Raw genomic sequence first — 23,397 nt, 5'->3', positions numbered from 1 at the left:
ACAGTGGAATGAATTTATTAATCGTGGAGGATGAACCCCGCCTTCGCCACAGCTTAACGGACATGATGCCGTGGGAGCAAGCGGGAATAACGGGAGTCACGTCGGCCGCGACCGTGGAGGAAGGAAGACGTTGGCTCCAGGTGAAGCGGCCGGATATTTTGCTCGTGGACATCCAACTGCCGGATGGAGACGGCCTAACTCTGGCACGTCAAGCGATGGAATGGAACGCCGAGGTGAAGACGGTCATCTTGAGCGGACACGATCATTTTCCTTACGCGCAGGAGGCGCTAGCCTTGGGCGTCAAGCAATATTTGCTGAAGCCGGCGGGACAGGAGGCGATTGTGCAGGCCGTCTCGGAGGCGGTCGCGGAGCGCCGCCAAGAGATTCAGCGCAAGCACGATTACGCCTCGCTGCGGCAGCAGTGGCATGATCATCTGCCTGTGTTGCAGCAGCGCACGCTGCGCTTGGGCATGGAAGCGAGCCTCTCCGCGGCCGCCTTCCGCCAGCGGTTGGCAGAGCTTGGTATCGACCTTGTGCAGGAGGAGCGCTATGCCGTCATGGTCATCGAGCCCGATCCATTTCCGCCCGAGCGGATGCAAGCCTTCGGCGAAGATGCAGCGCTCTTGCAATTCGCCGTTGGCCAAGTGGCCGAAGAGACGCTCAGGGCAATGGGGGCCGGATCCGCTCTGCTGTGCCGTGACGTCGATAAGCCGATTGGCATTCTGTTCCGGCACGCCGGCGGCGATAGCGTTGCAGTGGACGGCGACGCGATGCTCGGCATTCATGCGATAGCCGGCAAAATGCTGGAGCACATCAAGACGTCGCTCAAGCTGACGGCAAGCGCAGGCATCTGCTCTGCGCACGGCCGGCTTGCGGAAGTACCCCGTTTGTATAAGGAAGCGCTGTTCGCCCTGAGCCAGCGGCTCGTGCATGGGGGGGATATCGTCATTCCGTTTCGGGAAGACGGACTTATTCGGCCGCCCGATAATGCAGCCGCAGTCCTCCAGAGCGAGCCGTGGGAGCGCGAGCTTGATATCGCGTGGAGTACGGGCGACGAGCCGCTTGCGTCCGATATTGCAGAGGCTTGGATCAGCGCTGTGTGCGCGGTGGAGCAGGCAGAGACACTCAAGGAGCAGATGATGTTCCTGCAATCCTGGATCGTCACTTGGATACGCAAGCAGGGATGGTCGATGCACGAGGTCATGCAGGAGGATGCGAAGTGGTTCCACCACGCCGCGGAACTGCGCACGAAGCAGGAATGGGGTGACTGGATGCGGAGTGCGGTGCGGCGAATCGGCATGCAGGCGAGCATGGTCAGGCGGCGCAGCGGCAATCGGCTCGTCGCAGAAGTGAAGGAACTGATTGAGCGGGAGCTTCATACCGAGCTAACGCTGCAGGCAGTGGCGGATCGGCTCTTCATGAACGCTTCATACTTGAGCAGGCTGTTCAAGCAAGAGATGGACCGTCCGTTCTCCGCCTACTTGCTGGAGCGCCGTATGGAGCGCGCCAAGGATGTGCTTTTCCAAGGGGATCGGGTGTATGATGCCGCCCACGCAGCGGGCTTCCGTGACGTCAGCTATTTTACGAAGGTGTTCCGTAAATATTGGGGAGTCACGCCTAGTGAATGGAAGCGAGGATGATGAAGGCGTGGGGGCAGCACAGCAATTGCCGCATTGCTATCAATTTACCAGAAGAAGTCATGACTCTCCCGTATTCCTGAAGGCTGCCTTCCCGTACGCTATAAATGCGAGTTCAAAAAGAACGCTTTCAGCACTGAGAAGGTTGCAAGAACTCGAAGCATATGCTCTTCGAGGGTGAATGCAAGATTGAGGCATGCGGAGTCAAAGAAAGGATGGGGGAGATGGATACGAAAGAGATGGACAATGCTCCGCGCTCACCGACGCGTCATTACTGGCGCAAGCTGTGGAGCGACGTGCGCAAGGACTGGGACTTATACATCGCGCTCATACCGGGCGTCGCCTTTCTTCTCTTGTTCAAGTACACCCCAATGTATGGCGTCGTCATTGCCTTCCAGGATTTCAACATCTTCAGCGGCATTGCGGACAGCCCGTGGGTCGGATTGGAGCATTTTGCGCGGCTGTTCCAATCTCCGAAGTTCGCGCAGGTATTTTGGAATACGCTCATCATTTCGGTGCTGAAAATCGTGCTTCTATTTCCGCTCCCGATCCTGCTGGCCATTCTGATGAACGAGCTGACGAAAATGTGGTTCAAACGCCCGGTGCAGACGATTATTTACATGCCCCACTTTCTGTCTTGGGTCATCGTCAGCGGCTTGTTCATAGATCTGCTGTCCATTAATGGAGGTCTCGTCAACCGGATCATTGAATGGTTCGGTGGAGAGCCGATTAAATTCTTTCTCGATAACAGCGTCTTTCGCTGGCTGCTCGTCGGTACGGCCGGTTGGAAGGAGGCGGGCTGGGGCACAATCGTCTATTTGGCAGCCTTGAGCTCCATCGATCCGCAGCTGTACGAGGCGGCGAAGATGGACGGCGCGAACAAGTTCAGACAGATTTGGCACATTACGCTGCCGGGGCTCGTTCCCGTTATTCTGCTCATGTTCATCCTGCGGCTTGGCCACATGCTGGAAGCCGGTACGGAGCAAATACTCGTCATGTATAACCCGGTCGTCTATAACGTATCGGACGTCATCGGAACTTACGTGTACCGCACCGGTCTCGGGGAACAGAATTACAGCTTCTCGGCTGCTGTGGGCTTGTTCGAATCGGTGGTCGGCTTCATCCTCATCATGAGCGGCAATTATATTAGCCGGCGCACGCTCAATCGCGGCGTCTGGTAGAGAGCGTGACGCGCCCGGCATGTCAGCGTAGTCGAGTGCGCAGCGTGGATGAATCAACGCGCCCGAGCAACAGAGGGAAGGACAGACAAATAGCGAGGCGCCACTATTGAAGAAAGGAGGCACGGCATGACAACGGAACTAAAGAAGACGACAACGAAGCCGTCAACGATCCGCATATCGGCCGGAGAGCGTGTCTTCCACGCGCTGAACTATATCTTTTTTGCCCTCGTGTCATGGACGACGCTGTTTCCGTTCCTCAATTTGCTCGCCAAATCGCTTAGCAGCGAAGAGGCGGTGTTGTCGGGACGCGTGTCCTTGTTTCCGGTCGACATTCAGTTCGGCACTTATCTGTATGTATTGAGTGATGCCAAATTCATGAACGCCTTCATGGTATCCGTTACGATAACGGCGGCGGGCACCGCTATCGGATTAATTATGACGGCTATTGCCGCCTATCCCTTGTCCAAGCCGCGCTTGCGCGGGCGCAAGTTCTTCATTTTGATGTACGTGTTCACGATGCTGTTCAGCGGTGGACTCATTCCCGCTTATTTGCTCATGCACCGGCTTGAACTAATCGATACGCTATGGGTGCTCTTTTTGCCGAGTATGATTAGCGTGTTCAATATGTTAATCATCAAAAACTATTTCGAGTCGCTTCCCGATGAGCTGGAGGAGTCAGCCAAAATGGACGGCGCATCCAACCTGACGATTCTGCTTCGCATTACCGTGCCGTTATCACTGCCTGTGTTTGCGACGATTGCGCTCTTCTATGCGGTCGGCTTCTGGAATGATTATTTCGCCTCCATGATTTACATCAACTCGCCTGAATTGAAACCGCTTCAACTGTATTTGAAGGAGCTGCTTATTCACTCCAACATCACCTATCAGGACGGAGGGCATGTGCCGAACATCGATGCCGTCATGAACACGACACCGCAGGCGATTCAAGCCGCTTCGATTCTCGTGGCGACCTTGCCAATCTTGCTCGTTTACCCGTTTCTGCAGAAGTATTTCGTGAAAGGGGTGTTAATTGGTTCCATTAAAGGTTAACGGTGTGAAGGATTGCGACAGGAGAACAAAAGAAAAGAGCGGAGGAATGTTCATGCGGCGTAATCAGATCTGGTTATCAATCGTGGCGGTGATCGCGGTGCTGTCGCTTATCGGCTGCAACGGCTCCAAGTCAGGCGCAGGCGCAGACGGTGGAGAAGGGGACGGGAAGCAACTGCGGCAACTGATGCCGTTCGAACGGTTCGAGCCGAACGGAGACGCGGTGGCGCAGTATTTGAAGGAGAAGACCGATTATACGGTTAAGTATGAAATGCTGCCGGCGGAGAATGCCGATGAGAAGTTGAACCTGCTTATGGCGAACAAGGAGCCGTACGATGTGTTGAAGCTTGCTCCGGCGCAATATTATCAGCTTGTGTCGTCTGGGGCACTCGAGCCGCTCGATGACTTAATTGAACAGTACGGGGCAAACATGAAGCAGGTCATCGGCTCCGAGTCTTGGGAAGGCGCGCGCTATGAAGGAAAAACGTATGCCATCCCTGAAACGGGAGGCGGCAGCGGCACGGCATCGTACGCGCTTGTCGTGCGCCAGGATTGGCTCGATGAAATGAACATGAAGGCGCCGACGAATCTCGACGAATTCGTCACCGTACTGAGAGCTTTTAAGGAGAAAAAGAATGTAATCCCGTTGACGGGCGGTAAAGTACCTGTGCATCCGGACATCGCAAGCGTCTTTGGCTTAACGACGGCATGGCTGGAACGGGACGGCAAGATCATTCATTCCGTCGAAGCGCCAGAGATGAGGGAATACCTTGCCTTCATGAGCACGCTGTATAAAGAGGGGCTCATCGACTCGGAGTGGGGCATTAACACGGCAGATAAATCGATTGAAAAGGTAGCCAGCGGCAAGGCGGCCATGTACAGTCCGGGCTGGTGGGTAGCGCCGAACCTCGTGAACGCCTTGGCGAAGAACTTCCCGGATGCAAAGCTGGGGATCGTACCTGTATTGAAGGATAAGGCGGGCGTGGCACGAGTAGGCTCTGCTGGAAATACGATTAACTACTTCATCGCAGTGCCGAAGTTCGCGAATCATAAGGAAGAAGTCGTCAAATGGCTCGACATGAAGTTTGACAAAGACATCTTCAAGGGCATCGCCATCGGTGAGGAAGGCGCACATCACAAGCTCGAGGACGGCGTCTATACGCCGATTATGCCGAAGTTCGCCGATGAGCGCAGCAACGCGAGCTCGTTCCTGACGGGAGTGGATGAGAAGAGCTATCCGATTTACTGGCAGGCGCGCCTGAAGAAAAATCCAGTCGTGGAAAGCTATTTCACCACATTCCAAAAGAACGCCGAAGGATTGCTCGTCATCGATCCGATGAGCGCGGCTCCGCCGATTCCAGACATCTCGAAAAACCTGCAGCGGCTGAACAAGTATCAGGAGGACACATTCATCAACTTCATCAGCGGGACGGAGCCGCTCGACAATTACGATCAGTTTCTCACCGAATGGCGCGCTCAGGGCGGCGAGGAGATGGTGAAGGCCGCTAACGAGTGGTATGCCAAGCGCTAAAACAAAAGAATGCGTTCCATTAACAGAGATTGCACCGCCAGGTATCCATTGGGCGGTTGCAGTCTCTTTTATCTGTTTCTCGCATTTGTCGCTCTTGTGCCACATGTCGATAGAAATGCCAATCACGGCTCCATCTCCGACGCGTGCTGCAACTCTTCCTGAAGCTGACAAATCCCATACAATCGCGTTTAGCTCCACTCTCCCAGTGGTTCAGGTGGGAAATGATATTGGCACCGCACGTGCCTGAAGCAGTTGCTTCATCCCTTTGAGCTTAGTCACACTCTTCCATCGGTTCAGAAGCGGAGCGTAAGGATTGGTGAGGAGACTCAGTGTAGAGTAAGTCCTCTGACTGAAAGGGAGAATGGAGCTAAAGGTAAAGTAGTATAGAGAATATCGTCCTAGAATGTCGTCTACGTCTACCAGGCAGGTTCGCCAACATGTATCGTGTCGAATGGACGATGGAGGGCATTTCAAATCCTTTTTTGTTAAAATGTCAGAGATCATTCCTTTCTGGAGTCAATGCAGTAGGTCATCAATATAACGAGGTGTTTGAATGAACGACGTGGCGGTTACGGAGTGGAAACAAGATGTAGGGGATGAGTGGTCTCCTGAGCTGGATGAGCTGGACGACAGCATGCTGGTGCAGCGCGCGAAGCAGGGCGATCGGGAAGCGTATGGCGAATTGGTGCGCAGGCATCGGGCCAAAGTATACGGCTACGCCCGATCTATCACGCAGGAACCATTTCTGGCCGAGGATATTGTGCAGGATGCGCTCATCCGGGCTTTTCTGCATCTCGGTTCGCTGGTGGATGCCGCACGGTTTCTGCCTTGGATCCATCGGATTGTGCGCAATCAGGCGTACACGAAGCTGAGGAGCAAGCCAATCGCCCAAGAGAGGACGTTCACCGGCTTGATGCGGGATGTGGAAGCGGAGTTGGAAGAGGAACAGTGGCACAATCTCGATTATATTATGCTCCGGCTTGCCCGTTCGGGAGTAGAAGGGAACGCGCAGGAAGCCACCCCCGAAGAGAGGATCGTGCGCAAGGAACTGCTTGAGACGATTGGCGGCATGCTGCGGTGCTTGAACCGGAAGGAACGGCAAATATTCGAGTCTCATTTCTTCGATCATTTGTCTCCTCAGGAAATTGCCAAGCTGTTCCGCCTGTCAACTGCCAATGTATATCAAATCTTATCTCGTTCCCGAAAAAAAGTCGTTCAAGAAAAAATCCGCGTGTCTGTTGACCACTATGTCATGAACAGGAAGGATATGGGGTGCATGAAAACAAAGCTGCTGCCTAATTCCGGCACGCTAGCCGAAACATTCACATGGACGTCCGCCGCTTCGGCCTTGCACGGCCTGCTGTCCTATACGGACAAGGAGGAGTCGCTGACGAGGATTATGGGATTGAGCGGATATGCGTTCCGCATCAACATTTGCCCAGGCGACGTCAACATTGCCGGCCCGACTATTTACGATTTCAGGGATGTTTTATCAAAAGGCTTGCGCAATCTCGGGTTCAGAGCCCGTATCGTCGACGCTATGCCCTTGAAGCTTGGGCCGAACACCAATCTGGTGGATGCGTCCATGCTCACGCCGGAGGCGAAAGCGAAGCGTAAGCTGCACGAGGCGCTTCCCGAAGCGCTCAATCTGATTCACGATTCCATTGATCGGGGGCTGCCCGTGCTGTCGTGGGATTTACTCGTACCTGAGTTCGGCCTCATTTATGGCTATGATGATGGAGCGCGAAAGCTTACGGCTGTGGAGTGCGGCAAAGAGGAACATATTCCTTATGATCATTTGGGGCGGGGGATTCTCGAGGATTTATTCGTGCTGGCTATTGATGAGCCATATGCAACGGATGAACGCGGCCAACTAAAGGGTGCGCTGCAATTGATTCTGGATCACTATCATGGCAGGGAAGAGCAGCCTCAGTATAGCGTACATGGCTTGGCCGCTTATGATATCTGGGTGGAAGCCTTCCGCGGTGGAACGGTCGAACCGAACGGCAATTCATATAACATCGCCGTCGTTCAGAACGCCCGACATTACGCGGCACAGTTCCTGAATGAGTTGAATGACATGTGGCAGGGCGGCGATGCCGCAGCAGATGATCGCTTCCGCAACCTAGGCAAGGAAGCGGCTGGGCTATATGCGAGCATGGCCGAGCAGCTGCAGGAGCTGCAGCAGATGTTTCCGTTCCCTGCTGGGGGAGAACCGAACGAACCGGAGCAGGCCGGGCGTGCCATCACGATTTTACAGTCGGTCAAAGCGTTGGAAGAGCAGAGTATCGTTTTGTTGGAGCAGATGGATGCGGAACTGAACAAATAAAGCGACGGGGATATCCTAAACAGGCGGGGTATCCCCGTTTTATTTTTGCGGAAATACGAAAGGAAGGCCCCCCGCTTAACACCAACGACGCAAGCGGGGAGACAAAAGCAGGCTGCTTAGACGGGACGGATGGACGGCCACTGCAATTCGATACCTAACTGCTGCAGAAGGCGCTGGTACGCTTCGAGATGCTGCTGCTGGCTTCGCACCGCGCGTGGCGCAATGCCCTTGTTCAAGGCATATGCCGCAAGAACGCCGGTCGATTCGCCAATGTTCCATTCGGCTGGATGCAAGCGGTAGCAGCCGTTAGTGATGTGCGTGGTGCCGATATTTTTGCAGGCCGGTATGAGATTGTCCATGCGGACGGGCAAGAGGCTCCCAAGTGGAATCTGAAACGGCAGGGAGGAAATATCTATGTAATTATTCCCGCCTGTCGAAGGGTGAAGATCGATGCGGTAGCAGCCGATGCCGACCGAATCCGGGAACGTTTCCGCCGGCTGTCCTGGGCGGAAATCGGTTGAGATGTGCTGCTCCAAGACGGTGAATTCGGCTTGAATCCGTCTCGATTCCCGGACGTAGGGGTACATCGCCATCCCGTCCGCTGTCCCCGCGACATCCTTGCGGAGTCGCAGGCCCGGATAACCGCAGCCTCCGTCATGCCGCGGCGCCTCAGTCTGCATCCAGTACAGCAGCGACAGGCTGAGCTGCTTCGCATCGTTCAGATGCTGTTCTTTTTCAGCTTCGCTAACATCGATAATGGAGCCGAGCCAGTAATCGTTCTGCGGCCAATTGACGACCGTCACGGCTTGGGGAATGGAGTCGGCAGCCTGATCATACAGCGAAGGATCGGTGATTTGCCGGTAATGAAACAGCGGGAACGACCCTTGTTCGCGAAAGAGAGAGTATTTCACCGGCTCTAGGGTAGACGGCTTGACACCGGTCCAGCTCAGCAGGCGATCTGGCCAAAAGGATGGCTTGTATTGGCGCCAGAAATCGTAGCGATCCGGCTTCGCAATCGTATGGTTTTCGCCTTCTTCGTAATCGACGGCGAAACAATAAGTGATGCCCTGCATATTTTGCGGCTCAGCGGCCCCCGGAACGGCATGCGGTTCGCCCGTGTCACGCTGCGATTCCGCTCCAGTGACATATTCCGTACCGGATAAGGCGAGCAAATCGCCGCATTCGGTCGCATCGAGAAAATAGGGCGCCGTGCAAGTATATGCGTTCCCTTCCGCATCCTGTACGGTGACGGCACGAATGCGGTCGCCTTCGACCTCGGCGCCAACCGCGCGGCAGCTGGTGTGGATGGTGAGCCGGCCGCTATGCACATAAGGGAACAGCATCGATTCCAGCACGTGCAGCGCAATGCGCGGATCGTGACACAGGCGGCTCACGTTGCCGTTCCCGGGGTTCAAGTGCCGATTCGAGCGCGCCTTCGCGGTGAGCGGCAGATGCTCGCGATAGTAGCGGCGTATAGCATTGCGGAACTGCCGATACGTCTCCGTGCAGCCGAACTGCTCAATCCACGGATGTTCGTCTGGTGGAACGAGCTGGCTTGTCAATTGTCCGCCGATGCGGGCGGTCTCTTCCGTGAGCAGCACCGTCTTTCCCAATCGACAGGCGGCCAATGCCGCGGCGCAGCCCCCCATGCCTCCGCCGATGATGACGAGATCAGCTTCCCATTCGGACTTTTGTTGTGCCATAATATACTCCTCCTTGCAGCATTGTTTTCCAATGATTACCTATCAATATTATTATAGGAAAACTGGAGTGCAGCCGAATAGCGAATTTCTTTGCTATTTGTGGTAATTGGGATACGAATTTCCTTAAAACGAAAACAAGACACGTTGGCCGGGAGGAAATTGAGGCCATGCGTGTCCTGTCGTAAGCACAGGAGGGGTGGGTTGAGGAAGTTAGCTATATAATGGTTAGGGGCGTTCATTGACGAATGCGTTGCTCGACCTTTGCCGTCAGTTCTTTCTTCGACTTGATGAACTGCTCGACAAGTTCATAGAGAGTGACGCCGGGGAATTCGTCAGCGCCACATCTGCTTCGAAGCCCGGCATGCTGCGTGTCCGCTCCAGCATTGCATCCGTGATCAGATTGCCCAGATTCGTTTCTTCCGCACGGATTTTGGTGCGGTCCCCTTCAAGCGCAACCGCTGCCGTCGCGATTTTTTCATTCAAGAGTCCATCGGTTTCTTTCTTCAAATCATCGACCATCTTGGCGATGCCTGCATCCGGTGCAGTCTTCTCGTCATATTCGAGCAATCCGCCTGAGAAGTGGACAAGCGCGCCGTCATGGTAGAACAAGTCGACCCGGCCAAGCGATTTGCTATACTCCCAGTCCTGCACAATATAGGTGCCGTTCACGAGCTCCGGCTCTGCAATGCGTGTATGGGAATGCCCCCGATAATCAAGTCGACGCCCTGCACTTGCTTCGCGATGTCACGGTCTTCCGTCAACCCGGAATAGGAGACGATAATGACATGATCCGCTTGCTTCTGCAGCTTCGGCACCCACTCCTTCGCAACCTCCACCGGATTGGTAAAGGTGAGCCCCTTCACATTGTCTGGATGGGTGACGATAGGCGTATCTTCGGTAATGAGGCCGAGAAAGGCGAATCTTTTACCTTCGATTTGCTTGATGACATACGGCTGCAGCAGCGGCTTGCCTGGTTCGTCGAACACGTTGGTGCCGAGCACGGGGAACAATGCACGCTTTGTTAAATGTATATAAAAGTTATGTAAAGAGATGCAGCGGCGCATATAAAAAGGCCAATTAGAAAGATAATGCGCATGTTCAAAAGGGGGCTTTTTGAACAGCCTCTAATAAAAAAGCTGTCCCGGCCACATTGATGTGAGGGACAGCTTGGTTGCTCGTGCTCTATCTATTTGTATTATAGCTCATCGAATCCGTTATCGTCGCCGACCTTGCCGTAATTGCGGGACTTCGCCTCGAAGAAGTCGGTCTTCGTCGCATTCAGCGCCTCGTCGGAGAATGGTTTAATCCACGGCATGCAGTTCACGTCCACGCCGTCGTACGCTTTGTCCATGCCTATGAGGCTCAAGCGGCGATTGGCGATGTGCTTGATGTAATCGCTCAGCTCGCGCAAGTCGATGCCGCGCACATTTTGCAGCGTGTAGTGCGCCCAGTTCGTCTCCAACTGCACGGCCCGGTCGATCGTCTCGTAGACGAACTTCGTGTTCGCTTCCGTGTTCAGCTCTGGGAAGTCACGCAGCAGTTGCTTGAACACTTCGCCGAAGAAGTAGCAGTGCTGGTTCTCGTCCCGCTGAATGTAGGAGATCATTTGGCTTGTCGCCATCATCTTCTGATCGCGCGCCAGGTTATAGAAGAAGGCGAATGTGCTGTAGAAGAAGATTCCTTCCAGAATCAAGTCTGCGACGAGCGCTTTGAAGAACGTCTGAGGCGTCGGGTCGTCGCGGAATGTTTGATATATGTCGGCGATGAACCGGTTGCGCTCAAGCAGCACGCGGTCATGCTTCCAATATTCGAAGATCTCCTTCTGTTCCTGGTCAGATACCAAGGAAGAGAGCACGTAAGAATAAGATTGGTTATGAACGACCTCCTGCTGCGCAATGATGGCTGCGATGGCCTCCAGGGAGGAATCGGTGAAGTATTTCTTCACATCTCCGACGAACATCGTCTGCATGGAATCGAGCACCGCCAGGAGCGAGATATTAATCTTGAACGCATTCCGCTCTTCAGGCTCGAGCAGCGGGTATTGCTGCGCATCCTTGGACATCGGAATTTCATCCGCGATCCAGTGGTTGAGCAAAAGCACTTTATACAATTTATACATATGCGGCATGCGAATGTCGTCCCAGTTCAACACGCCGGAGCATTCTCCCATAATAATGCGCGTCGATTTGTTCGGTGCTTCCGTATTGAAAATGAGCTGACGGCTGAGCTCGCGATCGAGTAGTGTCATCATGACTCTCCTTTTCTGTTAAAGCTCGTGTTTAAAAGGGAACTTAATTAATAACCTCTTAAGGTGGATGCTGTACCGATCCATGATGCGCACACGTAGCTTACGAGCTGCAGGATTCGCACTCTTCCACGGTCAAGGCTTGGCTGCGCACGTAATAGGTGGACTTCAGGCCTGCTTTCCAAGCGTGCAGATGCAGTGCGAGGAAGTCGACCGCCTTAATGTCTGGGCGCACATACAGGTTGAAGCTCTGTCCTTGGTCAATGTGGCGCTGGCGTGCAGAGGCCATATCGATCGACCAGTGTTGATCGAGACGGAATGCCGTCTTATAGTACCAGATTGTCTTCTCCGAGAGGTCTGGTGCCGGATTCGCGATCTTATAGGTCGTCTTCTCTTCATAGCTCAAGAGCTCGTATACCGGATCGATGCTGGCTGTAGAGCCTGCGATAATAGACGTCGAACCGTTCGGTGCGACAGCCATCAGCCAAGCGTTGCGCATGCCATTCGTTTTGACCTGCTCGGCCAACTCACGCCATTGTTCGGTCGTCACTTTTGGACCTGGGCGGGTGCCTGTCGTATATTCACGGTCTGTGAAGTAACGTCCGTTCTCCCACTCCGATCCTGCAAAGAGCGGATAAGCGCCTTTTTCTTGTGCGAGCTGCATGCTTGCTTGGATTGCTAAATAACTAATGCGTTCATATAAATAATCGTTGTATTTCACGGCGTCTTCGCTTTCCCACGCGATGCCTTCCAACGCTAGCAGGTGATGCAGACCGAACGTGCCTAGTCCGATGGCGCGGTAGCGGCGGTTCGTGTACTGTGCTTGCAGCACTTCGATATTGTTGATGTCAATTACGTTATCGAGCATGCGTACTTGAATCGGAACGAGCCGATCGAGCACGTCTGCGCGAACAGCGCGCGCCAAGTGAATCGAGTTCAAGTTGCAGACGACGAAGTCGCCTGGAATTTTGCTAATGATGATGCGTGTCTGTCCGTCGTTCGTGACGAGCTCTTCCTGCTCGATGACTGTCGGTGACATGTTCTGCATAATTTCTGTACAGAGATTCGAACAGAAAATAGTGCCGTGTCCCTTGTTCGGGTTGGCGCGGTTCGCCGAATCCTTGTAGAACATGTACGGCGTGCCCGTCTCAAGCTGGGATTTCAAGACTCGCTTCATAATGTCGATGGCCGGCAGCGTAATGCGGGACAGATTCGGGTTCGCCACCGCCTCCGCATACTTCTCTCGGAAGGAGCCTTGGCCTGGCGCTTCGTCGTAGAAGTCTTCCAAGCCTAAGGAGCGTCCGTTCTTATCCTTCCAGCCCATCGTCTTCTTCACCTCATGCGGGCAGAACAGATGCCAATCCTCGCGCTGCTCCACCGCTTCCATGAACAGGTCGGGTAGGCTGATGCCGTGGAAAATATCGTGTGCGCGCATGCGTTCGTCGCCGTTGTTCAGCTTCAAATCAAGGAAGGACAGAATGTCTTTATGGTACACGTCCAAGTAGACCGCAATCGCGCCTTTGCGCGTGCCGAGCTGGTCTACGCTTACAGCTGTATTGTTCAACTGGCGGATCCACGGAATGACGCCTGAGCTCGTATTTTTGTGACCGCGTATATCAGATCCTCGCGCCCGAACTTTACCGAGATAGACGCCGATGCCGCCGCCCATCTTGCTTAAGCGGGCTACGTCTGTATTGGAGTCGAAGATGCCCTCGAGCGAGTCATCCACCGTATCAATGAAGCAGCTCGACAATTGCCCGGCAACCTTCTTACCCGCGTTCGCCATCGTCGGTGTCGCCGCCGTCATGTACAGGTTGCTCATTGCCCAATACGCTTCCTTCGTCAATTCCATGCGGCGTTCCGTTGGCTCCTGATGCATCAGGTACATGGCGATAATCATATAGCGCTCCTGCGGGAGCTCCATCGTGCGGCCTTCGAAATCCGTCGCCAAGTAGCGTTCTGCCAAGGTTAAGAGGCCGATATAATCGAACAACTCGTCGCAGGAAGGCGTGATGGCCTGGCCGAGATCGCGTATTTGTTCTGCCGTGTATGCTTCGAGCAGTTCCTGACGGTAAATGCCGATGTCCGCCAATTGCTTGACGAGCTTGTAGAAATCTCCGTAAGGCTTGTCTGGATAGGCCTTGTAATTGCGGAGCAAAGCGGCTTCTTTATACAGCTTCGTCATCAATGAACGCGCCGCAACGAACTTCCATTCGGCTTCTTCCTTCGTGACCATTTCCAGAGCCGTCATGATGCATGTTTGCGTAATCTCGGCAGCTTGAACCGTGCTGTGGCGCAGCTTGGAGAGCACTCCGCGATGCCAGCGTTCACGGTTCAGATGGGGATAAGGGCTCATAATTCGCTCGCCGTAGCGCATAATTCGCTCCGGATCGAAAGCTAGCGAGCGATTGTTGGGTTTCAAAACGGTCTGAACCGTATGAGTTGGGGTCGTATTCATCCGTGTTCTTCCTCCTCGAACATCCATCAGTCTATATTGTTTTTGTTCCGCGTTCATGAAAAAACCGTCCCTTTACCGGAATAGGATTAGGAACGGCAGCATGCCGTATGTATCGTATAGCTTGGGCTGACATCTGGGCAGTAGCCAAGGGCCAAAAAGGCACCCTTCGGCACTTTTTACAGTGGCGGGACCGCGACAGAATTGCATCGTCTTCCCTATTAAGCTCCGGTTCAATCCACGAGGGGGTGTTGAACGTTAGAACCTATCAATATTCTATATGTTGTTGTGCATATGTAAATATACTACAACATATAGGGTATGTAAATAGGCTTGAGGTGATAAATCTCACAATGAATAAACAAGATTTTTAATTGATTTCACCTTAAAAAAACACCAACGCATGAAAAGATCCGCCATGGTGAAGAGGAGGCCATTCTCTTAAAATAAGATCAAACGAACTCATTAAAAAAAGGTGAAATGGAAGGGGTAAATTGTAAGAAATAAGGCCGGATGGCCGAAAACACGCACACATGTCACACCGGCATAGCGCATTCACGTGCCGGAATTGCTGCGGTGCGAGCGGGAGATTTACATTGGCATTGAGATATATACAAAAAACGCCCGTAATCACGGGCGCGATGAGCGGCTATGTGGCTATACGGCAACAAGGTGAACAACATCGTCAGGGTGAACAACATCGCGAAATTGTACGAGGAATAACGGTAACGGTGTTCTACATACCGGCTGACTTCTGCAGCCGGCGCACAATCGCCATAAAGTCTTCCTGTGAGATGCCCGGCGCGAATTCCTCAGGCAAGTCGTCGAAATCGGGAATCGGCGCACCGGCAGGTGTGCCTTCTATGACTTCAAGCGGTCCGCCGTCGATCGGGTGCTGTCCGCGCCAAATCAGCCCGATATCGCGGTAATCGTTGTCGCTCCAAGTATACAGCTTGCGACCCAGCCCCATATCTTCGAATTTGCGTGTTGTGTCAAATGCGCGGTTGTCCAGATCCGGAATCGGGATCAGCTTCGTCATGTCTACTCCAGTCGCGATTTCCAGCGCCTTGGCATAAGCAAGAATATGTGCGCCCCCGCGCACAAGAAGGTAGCCTATCATTTCCCGCGCGGTCGGGTGATCCGTCATTTCGTAGACACGCATTTTGTGAGTGCGCGCACCGCATTCCAAGAAGAAGTTGTGCAGCAAATCTAATACAAGGTTGCCGCTGTTAAAGACATAGTCTCCGGCCCACGGCCTGCCCATGGAGTCACCGACGACGGCGGTCTGCGCCGTGGCGATAAAGTGATACGTGTTGCGCGCATTTTTGCCCGGAGCAAGCGGTGTCGTATCCGGAGCGCTTGGACGGGTCGTTCCCTCGAGCACCAGATTAATCGTGTTCGTGACAAGCTCCACGTGACCGAATTCTTCGGCGGTAATGCTGGCGACGATATCATAGAACGGCTTCAGCTTTTTTTTTTGCCGAAAATTAAACGACTGGAACATGTAGTTGTTCAACGTGGACATTTCCCCGAACCGACCGCCTAGCAGCTCCTGCACCGCGGCAGCGGCATTGGGATCGCCATGCTTCGGCGCGGGCAGATCAATAACCAGCCGATTGATGCGTTTAAACAATGTTCTCCCTCCTTTGGGATGCGGATGCCCGTTCGATGCTGTTGGCTTCAGACTCAGCAGCTCTCGTTTCCATTAGGAATATGCGGAGATGGGTTGACCCTATGCCCAAAAATGAGAACAGGGAAGCACCTGACATTAGGCTACTTCCCTGTTGTGGACTACTAATCGTTTAGAACTACAGACTCATCATTTAATCCCCGATATCGTAAAATTATCAATAATATGCTTCTGGAAGTAAATAAAAATTGCCATGACCGGCACCACCATAAAGGTAGCGCCAGCCATTTGAAGCGCGTAGTTTCCCCCGTGTTGCCCTTTCAACAAGGAGAGGCCGACGGACAGCGTGTAGAGGCTCTCGTCATTCGCGATGATGAGCGGCCATAGGAAGCTGTTCCAGCCCCCGATAAACGCCAAAATCGCTTGCACGGCGATAATCGACTTCGAGATCGGAAGCACGATCTGCAGGAAGATGCGCAATTCGCTTGCGCCGTCTATACGGGTCGCTTCAAGCAGCTCGCTCGGAATCGTCGACATGAATTGGCGGAACAAGAAGATGCTGAATGCGCCGGCAAGCCCCGGAAGCACAATCCCAAGCATCGTATTCGTTAAATCCATTGAGTTCAGAATGAGATAGACAGGAATCATCGTCACCTGACCGGGAATCATCATCGTGGCCAATACGAGTATGAACAGCGGGTCCCTGCCTTTAAAGCGGTATTTGGCAAAGCCGTATCCGGCCATCGCGTTCAGGAACAAGCCGCAGAAAGAGCACAACACGATAATAAGCGTGTTCTTCAAATATACGCCGAAGTTCATGTTGTTAAACAAGTACTTGAAGTTGTCTAATGTAAACTCGTTCGGCCATAGTGTCGGCGGAATTTGCAGAACCTCTTTCTCCAGCTTGAATGAAGACAGAGCCATCCATATAAACGGCACCATAAAGATAATGCCGCCAATGGTCAACAGCGTACCTGCAATCCATTGGAACCACTTGTGCGTCACATTGCTGCCCGCCTTAGCGGACGATGCGGTAGTTGAATTCATCGGTACACCTCCTGCTTACGTTAGATCCGATTCTTTGCGCTGCAGCGAGAACTGGAACAGCGTGATCGCGATGATCGCGATAAACAGGACAAAGGATCCTGCCGCTGCATATCCAAAGTTGCTCAATTGGAAGCCGTTGCGGTAAATGAACAGAGCCACCGAAGTGGTGCCGTCAAGCGGCCCGCCCTGTGTCATCACGAACGGCTCTTCAAAAAACTGCAGCCAGCCGATCATGGTCGTAATCGATACGAAGAAGATGGCGAATCGCAGCATCGGAATCGTTATGCTCGTAATCTGCTGCCATGTATTAGCGCCGTCAAGCTGTGCAGCTTCATAATAGCTCTTCGGAATGCCTTGCAGCGCAGCGATGAATATGATCATATTCAGGCCGATCGCTCTCCATAGAGCCAGCATAATAAGCGAGATCTTGGCTATAGTCGGCTCAGTCAGCCAAGGGATGGCAGGGAGATTGAGCAGTTCAAGCACGTAATTGAACAGACCGAAGCTCGGATTGTACAGATAACTCCAGACCACCGCAACCGCGACAACGTTGGTGATGGATGGCAAGTAATATACGACCCGGAACGCCTTAAATATACGGTGTGTGCCAATATTAATCAATAGAGCGATACCGAGTGAGAATACGATGACAAGCGGTACGCCGATAATGACATAAAATAAGGTGTTATAAATCGACTGCATAAAGACGGGATCTGAAATGACGCTTACATAGTTCTCGAATCCGACGAACTTAATGTTCGAATAGTCTGCCAGACCTGCCAAGTCCATGTTGGTGAAGCTGATAACCAACGCTACCGCGATGGGCAGCAGGGAGAACAGGGCAAGCAGAATCAACGTTGGAGTTATAAAGAAGTAAGGTGCCTTGTTGTTAAAGAAACTTTTCATACCGATTCATCACTTCCTTTACTCTTGCGCCCATCGCAAGTGGACGGATATCGGCTAACTGGCTTCAGGCCAGTTAGCGCGCTGGACCCTATTATTTGTTTAAAATTTGATCGGCCTTCTGATTGAAGGTATCCATCTCTTGCTTCACATCGTCTCCGGCTCGGATAACCTTTTCAAAGCTGCCCATGTAATTCTGAGCAATCTCTTCCCACTGCTTAATGAGCGGCAGCGGTCTAGCCGATTTTAATTGCTCGCCAATGACTTTGTAGCTGGGGTCGCTTTGCAGCTTCTCGGTCTCCCACGCTTTCTTCGCGGCAGGCATTTCCGATGCAACCTCCATCCATTTGAGCTGGGTTTCCGGCTGGCTCATCCATGCGACGAACTTCATGGCAGCTTCGGGCTGTTTCGTATACTGGAACACCGACAAGTTCGAGCCGCCCAATGTGGAGATATTGTTCTCTTTCTTAGGCAGCACCGCTGTAGCCCATTTGCCTTCTAATTCAGGAGCTTGATCTTGGACCATCTTCACCATCCAAGGACCGCTGATGAACATAGGGGTAACGCCTTCTCCCTTAAAGGTTTGAATCATGTCGATGCCAAGATCTAACGGCGCGGAGCCGTTTTTGAAGAAGCTATTTAAGTAATCAACGGTTTCGACGAATTGAGGCTCGTTGAACAATGGTTTGCCGGCATCGTCAATCAGCTTGGAACCGTTTTGACGCGCAAACATAAAGCCGAGTGATGATTCCTTCGGGTCTAGAAGGATGCCGTATTTGTTATCCCCGCGCTGCTTCAGCTTAAGTGCGGCATCCTGCAGCTCTTCCCATGTAGCGGGGGCGTGGTCGTAACCGACTTCTTTCAGCAGATCCGTTCGGTAATATAGGAAGCGGGTATCGATATACCAAGGAACGCCTACGTACGCTCCCTCGAATGTCGCCGTCTCCACTGAGCCGGGATAGAAGTTGTCAGGGCCGAACTCAGGGTATTTATCAAGATAAGGAGTTAAGTCCATTAAGGCTTTGGCAGTCGCGAATTCCGGAATCCAAGTCGTTCCCATCTGGACAACATCGGGACCTTTCTTCGAAGCGACGGCTGTCAGGAGCTTGTCATGAGCGGCGCCCCAAGGGATGGTCTGCACGTTGACCTTAATATTCGGGTTCTCTTTCTCGAATTGTTGAGCGAACTCTTTCATTTGATTGCCCATGGCCCATACACTGATCTCAACCTTTTCTTCTTGTCCGTTCTTGCCGCTGCTTGTTGCTTCATTAGATGATGAAGATGATGAACAGCCTGTCAGAATTCCCATAACGATTAAAGTGGTGGCCAATACGGTTGCTAATGTTTTCCGCATCTTAACTACTCCTCCCAAGGCTTCCTTCTGAATATGGTGGGTTTTTCTCAACCCTTTTCATGCGCAGTGCGTGTAAATCCAACCGACAGAAAACACCACACCTCCGTATTTTCAAAATCTTTACCCCTTATCATGCTTAAACATAACAGCAGGATTGAAATAGCAATCCTATGTGAAACGTTTCGAATAAAATAAAAAAAAGAAAATTTTGGTGTTATTATTGTTTTAAAAACGTTTCGATACACATTATATACCATCATGTAATCGTATTCAAGCAGATATTTTCTATAATAAAAACGTTTCGAGTATGAATAAAGCACCCGATTAACTGCTGTTGACTCTAATATGGAAGAACATTATAATTCGATTTATAGTAATAGAAACGTTTCGAATACGATTGTAAGCATGATAGAACTATTATTGATTCATATCTGAAATCAATGTCGCATGGAAGCAGGCCATGACATGGAGGTTATTCAATTGACAGAACAGCAATTGATTTCACTGATGAAGCAGATGTCTCTGGAAGAGAAAATCGCTCAACTGCTGCAGCTGGCAACTCCGTTTTTTGAAGGAGCAAAGAGCGAAGGCCGAATTACCGGTCCCATGGCATCCATGGGCATTACGGAGAACATGGTGCACAATACAGGCTCCATCTTAGGCCTGACAGGGGCAGAAGAGGTCATTTCCTTATGCTGTCGGCCAGGTGCCGGTTTATTACAATTATTTCAACACCGGTCGTCCGCAGGGAGGCCTGACGCCCAAGTGCGTTATGTATCGCAATATTTGGACATACCGAATGAACCGCTGCTGCCGTTCGGGTTCGGTCTGAGCTACACGTCCTTCTCATATGGCGAGATTAGCCTTTCTGAGTTTGCCGTCTATGTTGGTCCGAACAGCCGGGATGTACAGGAGCTTCGATTTACATTGATGAAGTAAAGAAAGCGAGTGGAAATCATGACAACGACGCCGAATCATCTTGTCCCGATTCAAACGGGTGATTTGAGATTCACGTTTCTGGACAGCGGTGATATCCGGGATATTACCCATGGCACTACGATGATTAACCAAGTGGTGTCCAACCCGATTGACGGCTCAATGAACAACTTATACTTGCGTCTGCACCGGGACGGCGGAATTCAAGTCGTGCCTTTGCTGGGCCTGCGATCAGACAGCCAGTTACGGTACTCAGATTCTAAAGTGATGTGGGAAGGCGAAGTGGAGGAGCTTCAGTATAAAGTGACCTTTACATTGACTCCGAATGACATATGGTTTTGGGATGTTGTCCTCAACGGGTATGACGTGGAAGTAGATTTGATTTACGGACAAGATCTTGGTCTGGCGGATAAGGGGGCTGTCCGCAGCAATGAAGCATATCTATCCCAATATATCGATCATGCCGTGTTCGAAGACGAACAGAAGGGCTATGTCGTCTGCTCGCGGCAGAATCAACCGCAGCAGGGGACATTTCCTTATTTGCAGCAGGGTGCTTTGACCAAGGCGGTCGCATACTCCACGGATGGATATCAATTTTTCGGCTTGTCGTATAAGGACACGAATGAACCGGAAGCATTGACTCGAGATGTACTGAGCAATGAAGTGTACCAATACGAATTCGCGTACACTGCACTGCAGTCGGAGCGAATTCGCCTGAATGGTTCGGCGCGGTTCGTATTTTATGGCTTGTTCAAGCCGGATCATCAGGCCGCGGTTACATCGTTGGAGTTCGAAGCGGAAGTGCTGCATGCATGGAAGCAAGCGGATGCGCAACCGGCAGCGATGGGGCGGCATATCGACAGGGCCAGCCTTGCCGCGCATATTGGAGCGCCATTGCATACTGAATTGATGACGAATAAAGACATCGGGCGATATTTTCCGAACCGCCATCAAGAAGAATGGGATGGAGAGGAATTGCTCTCTTTCTTCACGGAAACGCATGAGCATGTCGTGCTGAAGGAAAAAGAGCTGCGGGTTGAACGCCCGCACGGTCATATCGTCATGACGGGCCACAATGCTCGCTTGAACGAACAAGTTCTCACATCTACTTCCTATATGTACGGGATATTTAACTCCCAACTGGTACTAGGGAACACCTCGTTCAACAAAATGCTGTCCAATGCCCGCAATGCGCTCAATGTGATAAAAACATCGGGACAGCGCATCTATGTCGACATGAACGGCACATACCGCCTGTTGACGATGCCGTCCATGTTCGAGATGGGCTTTAATTACGCCCGTTGGTTCTACAAGACAACCGATGATACGATCATCATTACGAACTTTACGGCTTTGGATACGCCGGAATTGCAACTTCATGTCCGTTCTGACAGCGGCCGGTCGTACCGGTTCATCGTTACCAACCAAATCACGATGAACAACAATGAATATGAGGCGCCGTATCACATGCGACAAGATGGAACCTTCTTGTCGTTCCATGCGGACACTGTATCAGACAGCGCCTCTACGCTGCCTCATCTCTGCTATCGTATGAATGTAATTGGAGCGGATGTGACGGTGAAGGACGAAGCTGCGTTGGCCGATTATGTCCACCCGGGGGCGGCATCGCTTGTGGTGCTCCAATTGAGTGAGAGCAGTGAATGGAAGCTCACGGTGCAAGGATTGCTTCAGGGGGAAGAGTTGCCGATCCGGGACTTGGACGCAGCATCCGAGATTCCACGTTACCGCGCTTATTATGAGACCATAATGAACAGCTTCCGCTTGTCCCATCGTGAAGGGGCGAAGCAGTCTGAGCTTGACAAGGTAAATACACTTGCTTGGTGGTATACCCACAATATGCTGGTTCATTACTCCGTACCACATGGTCTCGAACAATACGGAGGCGCTGCATGGGGGACGCGCGATGTCTGTCAGGGACCGACAGAATACTTCATGGCGACGCAAAAATATGATCAAGTGCGTGATATTCTTAAGATGGTATACGCTCATCAATATGAGGACGACGGAAATTGGCCGCAATGGTTCATGTTCGATCAATATTATCGGATTCAACAAGAAGAAAGCCATGGCGACATTATCGTATGGCCGCTGAAAGTGTTGAGCGATTATTTGCACGTAACCAGGGACTACGGCATTCTGGAAGAAGCGGTTCCGTATACGAAGCGAGACGGCTTCGAATTTACGGATACCACCGCAACCTTGTGGGAACACGCCAAAAAGGAAATTGAATATATGAAACGTCATTTTCTGCATGATACGTATTTGTCATCGTATGGGGATGGAGACTGGGACGATACGCTGCAGCCTGCCAATACGCAGCTCAAACGATATATGGCAAGCAGCTGGACTGTGGCGCTGACCTATCAAGTGTTTCATAATTTATCCGCAGTTCTGGGGGATTACGACGAAGCTGCTGCGACCGAACTTCAGGAATTGGCATCAGGTATAAGGGAGGATTTCAACCGCTACATGCTGCCGACCGGCGTCATTCCTGGGTTCGTCTATATGGAAGAACCGGGCAAGGCGGAACTGATGCTGCATCCATCGGATAAGAAAACAGGCATTCAATACCGGCTGCTTCCCATGACGCGCAGCATGATTAGCGAGTTGCTGACCGAAGAACAGGCAGAAGCCCATTATCAATTGATTAAGAGAGAATTGTTCTGTCCGGACGGCGTCCGCTTAATGAATCGGCCTGCCCAATATGAAGGCGGCGTCAGCATCCATTTTAAGCGTGCAGAGCAGGCGGCCAACTTCGGCCGAGAAGTCGGCTTGCAATATGTTCACGCCCACATTCGTTATGTCGAGGCGATGGCCAAGCTTGGCAAGGTGGACGAGGCGTGGAATGGACTGCAGATGATTAATCCGATCGGGCTCCGGGATGTCGTGCCGAATGCCGAACTGAGACAAAGCAATGCTTACTTCAGCAGCTCAGACGGTAAGTTCAACTCCCGCTATGATGCCCACCGCCGGTTCGACGAGCTGCGGCAAGGAACTGTTCCAGTCAAAGGCGGATGGAGAATTTACTCCAGTGGCCCGGGGATTTACATGAATCAGCTCATTTCAAATTGCCTCGGAATACGTCAAGAAGGCGGAGATCTCGTCATCGATCCGGTACTGCCATTGAATTTGGACGGAGTCCGGTTCGATTTTACGATGATGGGACGCTCCATTCAATTTGAATATCACCTTAGCGGTCGGTCTGTCAGCCGTATCATCATCAATGGACAGGAAGCCAAGACAACAACGACAGCGAACCGTTACCGTCAGGGAGGCGTGCGTATCGATCGGCAAGAGTTAGACAAATATCTCACCGATCAACATAATGTCATTGTTATAGATATGTAATCGAATGCGCGGCGATCTTTCGGGGTCGCC

Annotated in this window: 13 protein-coding genes and 2 pseudogenes; 7 read left to right on the top strand and 8 right to left on the bottom strand. The window is 52.2% G+C overall.

The genetic code is table 11. The annotated features are described in order from the left end of the window. Positions 1–8: 8 nt before the first annotated feature. The 5 genes from M3650_RS11760 to M3650_RS11740 all read left to right on the top strand — a co-directional run bounded on the left by M3650_RS11760 (position 9) and on the right by M3650_RS11740 (position 7,725). Positions 9–1,640 carry a response regulator gene (locus M3650_RS11760; RefSeq protein WP_251574900.1) on the top strand — a complete coding sequence of 544 codons (1,632 nt, stop codon included), beginning with the start codon at positions 9–11 and terminating at the stop codon, positions 1,638–1,640. Between the two features lie 221 nt (positions 1,641–1,861). Continuing rightward, positions 1,862–2,818, top strand: a complete 957-nt coding sequence (locus M3650_RS11755) for an ABC transporter permease (RefSeq protein ID WP_251574897.1) — start codon at positions 1,862–1,864, stop codon at positions 2,816–2,818. 126 nt (positions 2,819–2,944) lie between these two features. Next, positions 2,945–3,868 (top strand): carbohydrate ABC transporter permease, encoded by a 924-nt coding sequence (locus M3650_RS11750; RefSeq protein WP_251574895.1) that lies wholly within the window; start codon positions 2,945–2,947, stop codon positions 3,866–3,868. A 52-nt stretch (positions 3,869–3,920) separates the two neighbouring features. Then, the gene (locus tag M3650_RS11745; RefSeq protein WP_251574893.1) at positions 3,921–5,396 is read left to right on the top strand and encodes an extracellular solute-binding protein; all 1,476 of its coding nucleotides are present in this window, start codon (positions 3,921–3,923) and stop codon (positions 5,394–5,396) included. Positions 5,397–5,949: 553 nt separating this feature from the next. Continuing rightward, positions 5,950–7,725 (top strand): RNA polymerase sigma factor, encoded by a 1,776-nt coding sequence (locus M3650_RS11740; RefSeq protein ID WP_251574890.1) that lies wholly within the window; start codon positions 5,950–5,952, stop codon positions 7,723–7,725. 116 nt (positions 7,726–7,841) lie between these two features. Here the strand turns inward: M3650_RS11740 and M3650_RS11735 are convergent, their stop codons facing one another. From M3650_RS11735 to M3650_RS11700, 8 genes and pseudogenes are all read right to left on the bottom strand, one after another. Beyond that, a complete protein-coding gene (locus tag M3650_RS11735; protein WP_251574889.1) occupies positions 7,842–9,428 on the bottom strand; it encodes an FAD-dependent oxidoreductase in 1,587 nt (528 codons plus the stop codon). Between the two features lie 324 nt (positions 9,429–9,752). Continuing rightward, positions 9,753–10,441, bottom strand: a pseudogene (locus M3650_RS11730) (bifunctional metallophosphatase/5'-nucleotidase); the annotation flags it as partial. Positions 10,442–10,623: 182 nt separating this feature from the next. Further along, positions 10,624–11,676, bottom strand: a complete 1,053-nt coding sequence (locus M3650_RS11725; RefSeq protein ID WP_251574883.1) for a ribonucleotide-diphosphate reductase subunit beta — start codon at positions 11,674–11,676, stop codon at positions 10,624–10,626. Between the two features lie 100 nt (positions 11,677–11,776). After that, on the bottom strand, positions 11,777–14,131 hold the full coding sequence (locus tag M3650_RS11720) for a ribonucleoside-diphosphate reductase subunit alpha (protein ID WP_251574881.1): 2,355 nt from the start codon (positions 14,129–14,131) through the stop codon (positions 11,777–11,779). 733 nt (positions 14,132–14,864) lie between these two features. After that, positions 14,865–15,761, bottom strand: coding sequence for a manganese catalase family protein (locus M3650_RS11715; RefSeq protein ID WP_251574874.1), 897 nt, complete (start codon positions 15,759–15,761; stop codon positions 14,865–14,867). A gap of 186 nt (positions 15,762–15,947) precedes the next feature. Then, complete coding sequence (locus M3650_RS11710) at positions 15,948–16,805, bottom strand: carbohydrate ABC transporter permease (RefSeq protein ID WP_251574873.1); 858 nt, start codon at positions 16,803–16,805, stop codon at positions 15,948–15,950. Positions 16,806–16,820: 15 nt separating this feature from the next. Next, positions 16,821–17,711, bottom strand: a complete 891-nt coding sequence (locus tag M3650_RS11705) for a carbohydrate ABC transporter permease (protein ID WP_019419307.1) — start codon at positions 17,709–17,711, stop codon at positions 16,821–16,823. A gap of 91 nt (positions 17,712–17,802) precedes the next feature. Then, positions 17,803–19,062: a sugar ABC transporter substrate-binding protein gene (locus M3650_RS11700; protein ID WP_251574869.1), complete on the bottom strand. Its 1,260-nt coding sequence runs from the start codon at positions 19,060–19,062 to the stop codon at positions 17,803–17,805. Between the two features lie 682 nt (positions 19,063–19,744). Between M3650_RS11700 and M3650_RS33130 the strand changes: the two are divergent. Both M3650_RS33130 and M3650_RS11685 read left to right on the top strand, forming a co-directional pair. Beyond that, positions 19,745–19,932: pseudogene (locus M3650_RS33130) on the top strand (hypothetical protein); the annotation flags it as partial. Between the two features lie 87 nt (positions 19,933–20,019). Further along, positions 20,020–23,367 (top strand): GH36-type glycosyl hydrolase domain-containing protein, encoded by a 3,348-nt coding sequence (locus tag M3650_RS11685; protein ID WP_251574867.1) that lies wholly within the window; start codon positions 20,020–20,022, stop codon positions 23,365–23,367. Positions 23,368–23,397 lie beyond the last annotated feature (30 nt).

This window comes from Paenibacillus sp. MER TA 81-3 (assembly GCF_023713585.1).
GTDB classification, from domain to species: domain Bacteria; phylum Bacillota; class Bacilli; order Paenibacillales; family Paenibacillaceae; genus Paenibacillus_B; species Paenibacillus_B profundus.
This window is presented reverse-complemented; position numbering and strand designations above follow the sequence as displayed.

What these genes read in the sequence shown, in the direction of transcription:
- M3650_RS11705 (WP_019419307.1), bottom strand. Translation starts at nt 17,711, where the DNA reads ATGAAAAGTTTCTTTAACAACAAGGCACCTTACTTCTTTATAACTCCA.
- M3650_RS11755 (WP_251574897.1), top strand. Translation starts at nt 1,862, where the DNA reads ATGGATACGAAAGAGATGGACAATGCTCCGCGCTCACCGACGCGTCAT.
- M3650_RS11725 (WP_251574883.1), bottom strand. Translation starts at nt 11,676, where the DNA reads ATGACACTACTCGATCGCGAGCTCAGCCGTCAGCTCATTTTCAATACG.
- M3650_RS11740 (WP_251574890.1), top strand. Translation starts at nt 5,950, where the DNA reads ATGAACGACGTGGCGGTTACGGAGTGGAAACAAGATGTAGGGGATGAG.
- M3650_RS11685 (WP_251574867.1), top strand. Translation starts at nt 20,020, where the DNA reads ATGACAACGACGCCGAATCATCTTGTCCCGATTCAAACGGGTGATTTG.
- M3650_RS11700 (WP_251574869.1), bottom strand. Translation starts at nt 19,062, where the DNA reads ATGCGGAAAACATTAGCAACCGTATTGGCCACCACTTTAATCGTTATG.
- M3650_RS11720 (WP_251574881.1), bottom strand. Translation starts at nt 14,131, where the DNA reads ATGAATACGACCCCAACTCATACGGTTCAGACCGTTTTGAAACCCAAC.
- M3650_RS11745 (WP_251574893.1), top strand. Translation starts at nt 3,921, where the DNA reads ATGCGGCGTAATCAGATCTGGTTATCAATCGTGGCGGTGATCGCGGTG.
- M3650_RS11760 (WP_251574900.1), top strand. Translation starts at nt 9, where the DNA reads ATGAATTTATTAATCGTGGAGGATGAACCCCGCCTTCGCCACAGCTTA.
- M3650_RS11710 (WP_251574873.1), bottom strand. Translation starts at nt 16,805, where the DNA reads ATGAATTCAACTACCGCATCGTCCGCTAAGGCGGGCAGCAATGTGACG.
- M3650_RS11750 (WP_251574895.1), top strand. Translation starts at nt 2,945, where the DNA reads ATGACAACGGAACTAAAGAAGACGACAACGAAGCCGTCAACGATCCGC.
- M3650_RS11735 (WP_251574889.1), bottom strand. Translation starts at nt 9,428, where the DNA reads ATGGCACAACAAAAGTCCGAATGGGAAGCTGATCTCGTCATCATCGGC.